The 12,025-nt window shown below is 30.5% G+C and carries 10 protein-coding genes, 1 tRNA gene and 1 pseudogene; 7 read left to right on the top strand and 5 right to left on the bottom strand.

Annotated elements, in window-relative coordinates; genetic code table 11:
* The first annotated feature begins 143 nt into the window (after positions 1-143).
* The 3 genes from B3578_RS14285 to B3578_RS14275 all read left to right on the top strand — a co-directional run bounded on the left by B3578_RS14285 (position 144) and on the right by B3578_RS14275 (position 5,403).
* Positions 144-3,137 carry a SusC/RagA family TonB-linked outer membrane protein gene (locus B3578_RS14285; RefSeq protein WP_291049774.1) on the top strand — a complete coding sequence of 998 codons (2,994 nt, stop codon included), beginning with the start codon at positions 144-146 and terminating at the stop codon, positions 3,135-3,137.
* Positions 3,138-3,146: 9 nt separating this feature from the next.
* Positions 3,147-4,643 (top strand): RagB/SusD family nutrient uptake outer membrane protein, encoded by a 1,497-nt coding sequence (locus B3578_RS14280; RefSeq protein ID WP_291049771.1) that lies wholly within the window; start codon positions 3,147-3,149, stop codon positions 4,641-4,643.
* An 88-nt stretch (positions 4,644-4,731) separates the two neighbouring features.
* The gene (locus tag B3578_RS14275) at positions 4,732-5,403 is read left to right on the top strand and encodes a hypothetical protein (RefSeq protein ID WP_219033889.1); all 672 of its coding nucleotides are present in this window, start codon (positions 4,732-4,734) and stop codon (positions 5,401-5,403) included.
* Positions 5,404-5,436: 33 nt separating this feature from the next.
* Here the strand turns inward: B3578_RS14275 and B3578_RS14270 are convergent, their stop codons facing one another.
* The 3 genes from B3578_RS14270 to recF are packed head-to-tail and all read right to left on the bottom strand — an operon-like array spanning position 5,437 to position 7,769.
* On the bottom strand, positions 5,437-6,390 hold the full coding sequence (locus B3578_RS14270) for a YheT family hydrolase (protein ID WP_291049767.1): 954 nt from the start codon (positions 6,388-6,390) through the stop codon (positions 5,437-5,439).
* Positions 6,391-6,693, bottom strand: a complete 303-nt coding sequence (locus tag B3578_RS14265) for a DUF721 domain-containing protein (protein WP_180905351.1) — start codon at positions 6,691-6,693, stop codon at positions 6,391-6,393.
* Positions 6,690-7,769, bottom strand: coding sequence for a DNA replication/repair protein RecF (gene recF, locus B3578_RS14260; protein ID WP_280051184.1), 1,080 nt, complete (start codon positions 7,767-7,769; stop codon positions 6,690-6,692). Before recF ends, B3578_RS14265 begins: the two co-directional genes overlap by 4 nt.
* 305 nt (positions 7,770-8,074) lie before the next feature.
* On the opposite strand from recF, the gene hisS reads away from it, so the two are divergent.
* The 4 genes from hisS to B3578_RS14240 all read left to right on the top strand — a co-directional run bounded on the left by hisS (position 8,075) and on the right by B3578_RS14240 (position 11,175).
* On the top strand, positions 8,075-9,448 hold the full coding sequence (gene hisS / locus B3578_RS14255; protein ID WP_291049760.1) for a histidine--tRNA ligase: 1,374 nt from the start codon (positions 8,075-8,077) through the stop codon (positions 9,446-9,448).
* Between the two features lie 58 nt (positions 9,449-9,506).
* Positions 9,507-10,427, top strand: coding sequence for a PfkB family carbohydrate kinase (locus tag B3578_RS14250; protein WP_180905348.1), 921 nt, complete (start codon positions 9,507-9,509; stop codon positions 10,425-10,427).
* 78 nt (positions 10,428-10,505) lie between these two features.
* A complete protein-coding gene (locus B3578_RS14245; protein WP_219033884.1) occupies positions 10,506-10,730 on the top strand; it encodes a hypothetical protein in 225 nt (74 codons plus the stop codon).
* Between the two features lies 1 nt (position 10,731).
* Complete coding sequence (locus B3578_RS14240; protein WP_257468033.1) at positions 10,732-11,175, top strand: hypothetical protein; 444 nt, start codon at positions 10,732-10,734, stop codon at positions 11,173-11,175.
* A gap of 40 nt (positions 11,176-11,215) precedes the next feature.
* Here the strand turns inward: B3578_RS14240 and B3578_RS14235 are convergent.
* Together B3578_RS14235 and B3578_RS14230 are read right to left on the bottom strand one after the other, a co-directional pair.
* Positions 11,216-11,289: transfer RNA gene (locus B3578_RS14235), tRNA-Arg, on the bottom strand.
* Positions 11,290-11,374: 85 nt separating this feature from the next.
* Positions 11,375-12,001 (bottom strand): annotated as a pseudogene (locus B3578_RS14230) (LURP-one-related family protein); the annotation flags it as partial.
* Between the last annotated feature and the right edge of the window lie 24 nt (positions 12,002-12,025).

Below are 12,025 nucleotides of genomic sequence, written 5' to 3'. Positions count from 1 at the left end.
ATTTAAAATGCACAACGGGTACTGAATATAATAATGTAAAGTTATTTCTTTAAAGATGTTGGTAAATAAAAAAAATAGATCACTTTTTGGAATTCTTAAAAAAAAGTTAGAGTTTTGTCTAAAATGTTATAAAATATAAAACTATGAGGAGAAGATTAACATCTTTGGGCTTATTAGCTTTCCTAGGATTAGGAACAGTGGCTTTTGCTCAAGTAACGGGTGTAGTTAACGATGCTAACAATTTTCCAGAGTCAGACGTAGAGGTAACTGTAAAAGGGACTGATAAAGTTGCATATACTGACGAGAACGGAAATTTTAACATTGATGCTAAAGTAGGTGATACATTAGTGATCAATGGAAAAGAATTTAAAGTGACTTCTACTAATTTAGGAGCTTTGAAATATTCAGATGAAACTGCTTTAGAAGAGGTAGTTATTACAAGTATTTTCGATTCTCCTTCTAAATCAGGAGAAACAGTTGTGTCTGGTAAAAGTTTAGAAAATTTTAACCCTTCATTATCTGTTGATCAAATGTTAGGTGGAAAAGTTTCGGGATTAACTTCTCAAGCTCAGAATGGAGCGCCTGGAGCTACTTCTAATGTAACAATCCGTGGAGCTATGGGATTAGGTGGAGGTAATAAATCTCCATTATTTGTAGTGGATGGTACTTATATGTCAGTTACAGATATGAATACTATAAATCCACAAGATATTCAGGATGTTACTGTTTTGAAGGATGCTTCCCAATTAGCTATTTATGGTGCTAGAGGTGCAAATGGAGTTATTATAATCAAAACTAAAGGAGCTAAGAAAAATTCTAAATCATTTTCATATTCATCAAGAATTGGTTTTACTGAGATGATGAAACAAAATGATATGGATGTAATGAACTCAAGACAATTATTAGATTATCAAAATAGTTTATCCTCAATCAAAGGAGTAGCAGGTGGAGTGGCTAGAACACAAGCTCAGATTGATCGGTTAGCTCAGATTGATACAGATTGGAATGATTCATTTTTTAAGAACGGTTTAATAACATCTCATTATTTTAATATGGCTAGTAATATTGATGGAGATTCTCAATCTTTTTCAATTGGTTATGATAAAAATTCAGGAGCGGTTAACTATTACAAAGGTTTAGATAGAATTACAGGAACTCTTAATATTTCGTCTAAATTATCAGATAAAGCTAAATATGGAATTAATCTTAATGGGTCTTATCAAACATTAGATGAACCTAGAGATATTAATAACGGTCAAAATGCTTTTTACAGTGTTTTACAAAATAGACCATTTGCTAGTGTTTATAAGCTAGATAATGATGGAAATATCATATATAAAGCTAATGGAGATCCTACATTTAATCAATCTGTAAACGCTATGGGGTATAATGCATTAGATGAAATGTATTATACAAAGAATCAAACGAGAACGTTTAGATTATATGGTTCTGCATTTTTTGAATATGAACTAGCTAAAAATTTATTTGCTAGAACAACATTTGGAGCTACATACAGAAGATTACAATATGAAAATTTTACAGCTCCTTCTGCTAATTTAATGGCTATTTTAGGTTCTGGAGGATCGAAAAGTGATCAGAGTCTTGATAGGCTTGATTATAACTGGAGAAACGAGGTTAGTTATATAAAATCATTTAACAAACATAATATTAGAGCAACTATAGCTTCAGAGTATATTAATCAATCGAGCTATTCAATGTCTTTAAGTTCTCAAGGATTTCCTAATGATTATCAAGATGTACAAAGTTTAGCTACAACTAAATTACAGTCTTCAAATACTGCAAGATGGGCTGTGACTCGTTTTGGGTATTTAGGTTCTGTTAACTATGATTATGCAAGAAAATATTTTGTTGATGGTTATGTAAGAAGAGATGGAACTTCTTTAGCTGGATTAGATAATAAATATGGAACTTTTTGGGGAGCTTCTGTTGCTTGGGATATAGCAAAAGAAGACTTTTTAAGATCTAATAAATTTGTTAATAGTTTGATGTTGAAAGCATCTTATGGTGAAGTAGGAGATGATTCAGGTCTAGCAAGATATTCTAATTTGACTTTAATGTCTATGACTGGAACATATAATAGTCAAGGGATTGCTGCTCCATCTTTAAATATTGCAAATCCAAATACTACATGGGAAATTAATAAAAAATTAAATGTAGGATTAGATTTTGCTTTGCTTAATAGATCATTAACTGGTAATGTTTCGTATTTTAAAGATACACGTACAGATTTTTTATTTACTAAAGAGTTACCAAGAGAAACAGGTTCATTTACAACAACTATTAATGCTGGAGAATTAGTTTCTAGTGGGGTAGAGGTTGAGTTAAATTATGATATTATTAATAAGAAAGAGTATGGTTTAAGTGTATATGGTACTTTAACAAAAATGAAGTATAAAATAAATGACTTAAATGGTTTAGATGAATTAATAGTTTCTGGAACTGTTGAAGATATGAAACATATAAAAGGAGGAGCTCCGTATCAATTTTATATGGTGAAATTTGCAGGTATTAATAGAGATAATGGTAATGCGCAATACTATGATTTAGATGGGAATATAACTGAAACTTATGATGCAGGAGATGCAATAGCGACAGGTAAATCTCCTATGCCTACTTTAACAGGAGGTTTTGGATTAAATGCTAAGTTTTACGGATTTGATTTAAATGCAGATTTTGTTTTTAGTGCGGGAGGTTATACTTATAATAACACCTATCAAATATTAACTAGTCCTACAACAACTAATAATAAAGCTGTTCAAGCAAATGATTATTGGAGAAATCCAGGTGATCAAACAGAATTTCAACGTCCAACTTCAGCTGGATTTAGATATTCTACTCAATTCTTAGAGAAATCTGATTATTTAAACTTTAGAAGTTTATCTCTTGGATATACGTTTGACGAATTATTAAAAGGTACAGGTTTAAAAGGAGTTAGAATTTTTACACAAATACAAAACTTGGCTTTATGGACTAAATTCCATGGTAATCCTATTGCTGGGACTGCAAGTAGTGGATATGCTGTTCCTGGTGATTCTGGATTTATAGCAAACGCATATTCATTATTTTCATATCCAAATACAAGAACTTATTCATTAGGTTTAAATGTTAATTTCTAAAAAAAAAAGATGAAAAAAATTAAAATAACATTTTTAGCTTTATCATTATTATTATCATTTAATAGTTGTAGTGATGATGATATTATGCAAGATTCTCCTACAGGTACAGCTGTAGAGAATTTTTATCAAACTCCCGCAGATTTTACAAGAGCTATATTAGGAGTTTACCAAGGTTTTAAACAATCAGGGTACTATGCTGCATCTAACGGATCTTCAGACATAAATGTTTTAGGAGATATATTAGCAGATGATGTAATATTTAATACTAATGGTCGTCAGGCAAATAGGTTAGCGTCTACTCAATGGGAGTATGATGGAAATATGACTCCAACTTCAAAATATAATTCATCGTATAATATTATTATGCGAGCTAATTTAATTTTAGCTAATATAGATAATCTACCTGATGGAGATTTTAAACGTCAAATAAAAGGTGAAGCTTTAGCTTTAAGGGCATTGGTACATTTAGAGGTTGCAAGAACTTATGCTAAAATACCAACTCAAAGTGCAGATGCTTTAAGTTCGCAAGGGATACCATATATAGATAAATATATCCCTTTTGAATCTCCAGGTAGAGAAGAGAATGTTAAAGTAGTATATGATAAAATACTTAAAGATTTTACTGAAGCTTTAAGTAATTTAAACACAAGTACTGGTACTGATAGAATTAATAGTAATACTGTACAAGCGTTGTTAGCTAGAACTTATTTATACTTAGGGAATTATACTAAAGTGATTGAGTATGCGCAACCTGTTGTAAATAAGGTTAATCCTGTAGCTAAAGACCAATTGCTAAACATGTGGAAAGGTATAAATAGTAATGGAGTATTATTTGAAATTCCTTTTGTTTTAACAAATGATCCTGCAATTGGAGTTAGCTATAGTCAAGGAACAAGCAATGCTAATATCAATATGGAATATTCTGTAGATAAAAGATTTTATGAGTTATTTAATCCAACTACAGAGCCTGAAAGAATGTCAGCTAGTGTGAAATTATTTAATCCAAATAATGCAAATGGAAAGCCTACAATTGCTGTTAATAAATATATTTCTGGAAATCCAGCTACAAATATTCCAGGAGTAAATAATGGACGTTATTTGAGAGTTGAAGAAACTATCTTAGATTTAGCTGAAGCACAATATTTATCTGGTGATCAAGGAGGGGCTTTAGCAACATTAAATAAATTAAGAAACAATAGATATTCTTCTTATGCAGGAGGGGAAACTGGAGTAGCTATATTTGATGCAATTATTCTGGAAAGACGTAAGGAACTGGCTTTTGAAACTGGTGATAGATGGTTTACATTAAAAAGATTGCAAAATGTAAATGTACCTGCGCAATATAAAAATGGTATTCAAAGATCAGGAAATGGTTTTTATGCTGATGGAAGTGGAAGTGTTCCTGTTGGACAAACTTTAACACCTACTAGTCATAAATGGCAATTGCCTATTGATCAAGGAACAATCAATAGAAATCCTAATATGACCCAAACGTCAGGATATTAATTTAAGTAATAAAAAAGACTATCTTTTTAAGATAGTCTTTTTTTTATTGACATAATATTTGTAAATTCAATTAAATATAATTTGAATTATGAAAATTAAATATAGTATTATTTTTTTATTTTTTATATGCTATGTAAACGGTCAAGTTAATCTCGACCCATTGACAGTAGGTGTTTCTCAAGGTAGCCATAGAATTCAATTATCTAAAATTGATTTGTCAATAAAAGGTAATCCTTATTTAAAGGATGGACTTTCACCATTTACTATAGAAGGTGCTAATTCTAATGTAAAGTTATTGCGTTATAATCACTACTCTGATGAAATGGAGTATCTAAACGAGAATGTTTCTTATGACTTAGATAAGCTGCAGAATATGATTATTACTTTTATAAATAGTAATAAAAAATTTATTTATATAGAGCATTATAAATTAGAAGATGGTAATTTAGAATCTGGTTTTTTACAAATACTTTCAGAAGGAAAAAATATTAACCTTTATAAAAAGGAAAAAGTAATTTTAAAAGAAATTTTACAAAAAGAAGATATAATGGATGTCGGAACATTAACGAAAGAATATACATCTGATAAGCCAATTTATTTTATGAATTTTAAGAATGATATTATTTTAATTCCTAACAAGAAAAAAGAATTTATTAATTTTTTTAAAGATGATAAGATAAAAGCATATATAAATAAAGAAAAAATTAATTCTACAAACGAATCTGATTTAATAAAATTAACAAAGTTTATAAATAAATAATATCAAAACCTCGAAGTTTACTTCGAGGTTTTTTTATTTTATAAACTCCCAAGCTCTAATTTCGGCCCAAGAATGTTTATTGTTTTCTAATGGAAAACCACAATGTCCACCATATTTTGGCATTTCGAAAGTGCAAAATGTATGATTTTTAAAACGTTCGATAGGATAACAATCTTTCCCTAAAAAAGGATCATTTGCAGCGTTGACAATCAAACATGGTGTTTTGATATGATCTAAAACAGTTGCAGGCGAAGCTTTGTGATAGTAATCTTCTTTGCTGCTATAACCATGCATTGGTGCAGTAAAATAATCATCAATTTCATCAAATGTTTTGATCTTATCAATCATTTTTTCATTCAGAACTCCTGGAAATTGTTTTGCTTTTACTTTAAATTTTGGAACTAAAGTGCGTTTGAAATTTTTAAAATAAATTGTATTCGGAAATATTTTCAATGTGTCAGCACATGATTTTAGAGAAATTGGTGCAGAAAAAACAACAGCAGATTTTATCTTGTTCGAAACTTCATAACCTCCAAGATAATTCAAAACCAAAGCACCACCCATCGAATAGCCAATCAAATAAACTTCTTGATAATTTTCTTTCAACGCTTTTTCTACAACTCTGTGTACATCATCAATTGATCCATGATGATACAAACGACAAGTGTCATTCATTTCGCCTCCACAAGAGCGATGATTCCAAGCCAGAATATTAAATCCTTTATCATAAAAATAATCTGAACACGAATTAAGATACGTTCGTTTCGAATCGCCTTCTAATCCGTGAAAAAGTATAACTAATTTGTCTTTATTTTCTTGAAATCGCCAATCCAAATTCAGAAAATCGCCATCATCGGTTTCCATTTTTTCTCTTGTGTAATCTGGAACAGGATATTTCTTGAATTTCGCTGGAATAATAGTAGAAAGATGCGCATTTCGATTGATGAAATTAGGTGTAGGGTAAGTAGAATGTTCGATGTAAGGCATTTAAAATATTTTTACGTCAACTAAAAAATCCTTTTTAATTTCTTCATTTATATTAGCTAGAATCTTTGATTTTCCCATCAATAATTCTTGTCGCATCGCAGGAGAATTAATTTTTACATACAAAACTCTTTGTCTTACTTCAACTCGGTCCGTATATTTCTCGAAAAATTTTCCCATTACCGTTTGCCAAGCCTCTTCTGCTTTGACTTCCCAAATCAATTCTTCTTTTCCACTTTGTTTAATGAAATGCTCCAAAGCTTGACCAAGCGTTTGCTGATTACTTCTTTTTTCGTACTTTTTCATAAACGGAAAACTTTACTTTCAGAATTAATTTGTTTAATGATTTGCTCTGTTCTTTCGGGATGTGTATCGGTAATAAAGATTTGTCCAAAACGTTCTTCGTTCACTAATTTAATCAGTTGTGTTACACGGTGTTCATCCAATTTGTCAAAAATATCGTCCAATAATAATAATGGAGTGATGTTTAATGAAGATTTGATAACTTCTAATTGGGCTAATTTCAATGCAATTAAATACGATTTTTGTTGACCTTGCGAACCAAATTTCTTGATTGGATAATTGGTAATCGTAAACAATAAATCATCTTTATGTATTCCGGCTGTCGAATATTGCGTCGAACGATCTTTGTACAAAGCTTTTTTCAGAACCGTTTCAAAAGGTGCATCATTTAATTGCGAAACATATTCGATGTTCACTTTTTCTCGACCTTCTGAAATTTCATTGTAATATTTTAGGAAAGCTTCCAAAAAAGTTTGAATAAATTCTTTTCGAACTTCATGTATTTTCTTTCCTAAATGAATCAATTCTTCATCATAAATTTCCAAAGAAGTTGAATCAAATGTATTATTTGCAGCAAAGTATTTTAGCAAGGCATTTCGTTGAACTAAAACCTTGTTGTATCGCATCAAATCAGCTAAATATTGCTTATTCGATTGCGAAATAATATTATCCAAAAATTTGCGTCGAACTTCACTTCCTTCTTTGATTAAATCACTGTCATAAGGTGAAATCATCACTAAAGGATATTGACCAATATGATCAGAAATACGATCATACGATTTAGAATTTCGTTTTAATTGTTTGGGCTGACCAGAACGAACCAAGCAAAAAATCACATCAGCAGATTCATTTCGATCAAAAGTACCTTCTAATGTAAAAAAATCACAATCAAACTGAATATTCATCGCATCCGAATGATTCAGATACGATTTACTTAAAGCCAAATAGTGAATAGCATCCAAAATATTGGTTTTGCCTTTTCCATTTTGTCCTACAAAAGCATTAATTTTTGGTGAAAATTCGAAATTATTTTCATCAAAATTCTTGAATTGTCGCGCTTTAAGTTCTTTCAAATACATAAAAGCAAAATTACGATATTAATTAAGATTTATAAGATTGATTTGTGTAGTGATTGTCAAGCTGAATTTATTTCAGCTTCTCATCCTCTTTTTAATTTTGTATAGAATTATCATTCAGAGCTTGTTTCAGAATCTTTCTGCAGCATAATTTATTTTTTAATAACGTGATGTGAACCTGAAACGAGTTCAGGTTGACTTTATGAATTTTAATTAAATTCTTTCTAAAACAATGATTTTGAAACAAAATGTCGTGTTAAAAATCAAAATGATGTATTTTTGCATCTTTATAAGTAAGATTTAGAAAAATGGCAATTCAAAAACCATCGATTCCCAAAGGGACAAGAGATTTCTCGCCTTTAGAAGTGAATCGTCGTCAATATATTATCAATACGATTAAGAAACAATTCGTGTTATTCGGATTTTCTCCAATCGAAACACCTTCATTTGAGAATTTATCAACTTTAACAGGTAAATATGGAGAAGAAGGAGATCGATTAATTTTCAAGATTTTAAATTCTGGAGATTATTTAGCAAAAGTTGATGAGCAATTGTTAACAGATAGAAATAGTCAAAAAGTAATTGCGCAAATTTCTGAAAAAGCGTTGCGCTACGATTTAACTGTGCCTTTCGCACGTTATGTGGTGCAACATCAAAATGAAATTACATTTCCTTTCAAACGTTACCAAATTCAACCAGTTTGGCGTGCCGATCGTCCTCAAAAAGGTCGTTTCCGTGAGTTTTTTCAATGTGATGCAGATGTTGTAGGTTCGGATTCGTTATTACAAGAAGTTGATTTTGTACAATTGTATGATTCGGTTTTTACAGAATTAAAAACGCCAGTTGAAATTCATATCAACAATCGTAAAATTTTATCAGGTTTAGCAGAAGTAGCAGATATTTCGGCTCAATTGATTGATTTTACAGTGGCTTTAGATAAGTTGGATAAAATTGGTGAAGAAGCGGTAAAAGAAGAAATGCGTGGAAAAGGAATTTCTGATTCTGCCATCGAAATTTTATCACCTTTATTCTCAATGAACGGTGATTATAAAACTCAATTTGCACAATTAAAAGAAATTTTAAAATCTTCGGAAACTGGATTAAAAGGAATTGAAGAATTAGAATTTGTTTTTGAAAATACAACAAATATTGGTTTACAATCGGCTGAATTAGTTTTGAACTTGACATTAGCACGTGGTTTAGATTATTATACTGGAGCTATTTTCGAAGTGAAAGCGAAAATCGGAGAATTCTCTTCATCTATTGGTGGAGGAGGTCGCTACGATGATTTGACAGGAATTTTTGGATTGAAAGATATTTCTGGAGTAGGAATTTCTTTTGGATTAGATCGTACATATTTAGTTTTAGAAGAAAATAATTTATTCCCAGCTTTAGAAGATTCAACAAATATCCAAGCATTGTTCATTAATTTCGGAACGAAAGAAGCTGCTGAGGCAATGAAATTGGTAAAACAATTACGTCAAAGTGGAATTAATACAGAGGTTTATCCTGATGATGCAAAAATGAAAAAGCAAATGGGATATGCTGATAAAAAAAGAATTAAGAAAGTAATTCTTTTGGGTGAAAAAGAAATTGCTGAGCAAAAAGCGACAGTAAAAGATATGATTTCGGGAGAACAAACCGAAGTTGCTTTTGCTGATTTGGCTAACGCATTGTCTTAATATGTCTTAATTCAAATCTATTCAATATATTTGCAAACTATTTAATCAAGAATATAAAATGAGTTTATTAACAGTTGGTACAGTTGCCTTTGATAAATTAGAATCTCCTTTCGGGAAAACAGATAAAATCTTAGGTGGTGCCGCTACATATATCGGTATGGCGTCTTCTTTATTGGGCGTGGATACTGCAATCGTTTCAGTTGTTGGTGGAGATTTTCCACAAGAATACATCGATTTATTAATTTCAAAAGGAATTAATTTAGATGGAATGGAAATCGTAAAAGAAGGAAAAACATTCTTTTGGGAAGGTAAATACCATAATGATTTGAACACACGTGATACGTTAGCAACAGAATTGAATGTTTTAGAAACGTTTAATCCAATTGTTCCTCAAGATCGCAAATCTCCAGACGTTTTGATGTTAGGAAACTTACATCCATTGGTACAAAAAGGAGTGTTGACACAATTAGATAATCGTCCAGGTTTGGTTGTTTTAGATACAATGAACTTTTGGATGGATTGTGCTTGGAATGAGTTGATGGATGTGATCAAAGATGTTGATGTAATTTCTATTAATGACGAAGAAGCGCGTCAAATGTCAGGTGAATATAGTTTAGTGAAAGCTGCTAAAAAAATCATGACATTCGGACCAAAAACAGTTATCATCAAAAAAGGTGAACATGGAGCTTTATTATTCCAAGAAGAACAAGTTTTCTTTGCACCAGCTTTACCATTAGAAGATGTTTTCGATCCAACAGGAGCAGGAGATACATTTGCAGGAGGTTTCTCCGGATACTTAGCAAAAACAAACGATTTTTCTTTCGATAACATGAAACGTGCAATTGTTTACGGATCTGCATTAGCATCTGTAACATGTGAAAAATTCGGTACTGAATCATTAGGAGATTTAACACGTGATGGTTTAGCTGAACGTTTGAAAGAATTCAAAAAATTAATGGATTTCTCAATTAATTTATAAGAGAATTATTCATCAAAATATTTAAAGCCTTGCATTTGCAAGGCTTTTTTGTTTTATATTAGATTGTAAATTATTTATATGCAGATTATTCTTGAAATAATTTTTATTGCGATTAGTGAACTTATAATAGAAATTTTTGGAATACGAGTTCGATATATTATTTTAAAACTATTTAATCCAAAGTTAAATTTTGAGGAATTTTCTCAAAATGAATCAGGTTGGCATAAATTTTATAATGCAGTAGTAGGTTTGTTAATTCTAATTGGATTAATATTTGGTGTTGCTTTCTTATATTTTAATTAAAATGAAAAACAAAATTATACATCTTCTCATATTGGCATTTTCCTCTTTACTTTCTGGAATAATGATTTCGAAAATGTCATTCATCGGTAAAATAGGAATCACAATTATTTACAACGAATATACGATCCTGAAATCGTGGTGGAAAACAGCCTTGTTATTATTCGCTATACAAGCTGTTATTTTTATCGTATTATCCATTTGGAATGAGAAAACAACGAAACGTTTTAAACGTTTGTTATTGCCTCTCATTTTCCTTTTTATGGGAATTATTGGATTAATTTATTGCTATTACGATTTTACTGAAACCTCACATCGTTTATTGAAAAAGACTTTCCATTTCGGATTTTATATTTTTTGGTTTACGTGGTTTGGGAATTGTATATTTTTTATGACAAAAAAATCTCAAAAAGTAGAAGAAATTCCGCAAGAAACAGAAGTGTATTAAAATAAAAAGCTCATCAAATTTTGATGAGCTTTTGCTTTTGTGACCGAGACAGGATTCAAACCTGTAACCTCTTGAGCCGTAATCAAGTGCGCTATTCAGTTGCGCCACTCGGCCATTCCGGATAAGAAACTATTGTTCTTATTTTGGACTGCAAATATAAAGACTATTTTTGAATCTGCAAATATTTTTTTAAATAAAATTATCCTCGATCTCTATCGCTTATGAGCATCATCATAAAACTCAAAACAAAAAGTGTATCATTTTCGGATGATTGATATTGATTTAATTTAAATTTTCGTCCAAAGAATGAAGGTTCTTTTGATACTTCCATCATTTCTCTTCCTTGTAAATCAGTTAAAACATATTTTGGATTGAAAATATAACCTGAGAAAAATCCTACAACGGGAATTTCTCCAACCATTCCGTCCATCATACGCGTAAAACCACTACGTTCGTTGATTGTAAATAAATGATTATCATTTGCGTCGTAAATATGAAAAGTCGCTTTCCAAAAGGATTTGAAAGTTTTTCGTTTTGCTTTACCAACAACATTTCCGTTCGCATCTGTAATGGTAAAAGTTTGTTGAAAATCGATGATTTTATTCGAACGAAGTTGAAAAAGTTCTTCTTTTTTCGATGAATCACGGTAGATTTTAATCACATCTCGCCACGAAAGAATTTTTTCGCGTACATAAAACACAGGTTGATTATTAGCATCTGTTACAGAAAAATCATTGGAAAAAGTTGCAATATAAAACTTTATATCAAGCGGAAATTTTAGGTTGTTTAAATTCATAAGTATTGAGTAATTTTTATCAAAAATAGATTTTTTTCTGACATAAAAAAAGGT

It is taken from the genome of Empedobacter sp. UBA1574, from assembly GCF_002322895.1.
Lineage (GTDB): Bacteria > Bacteroidota > Bacteroidia > Flavobacteriales > Weeksellaceae > Empedobacter > Empedobacter falsenii_B.
The sequence above is the reverse complement of the archived record's forward strand: the minus strand, read 5'-3'. Positions and strand labels throughout refer to the sequence as shown.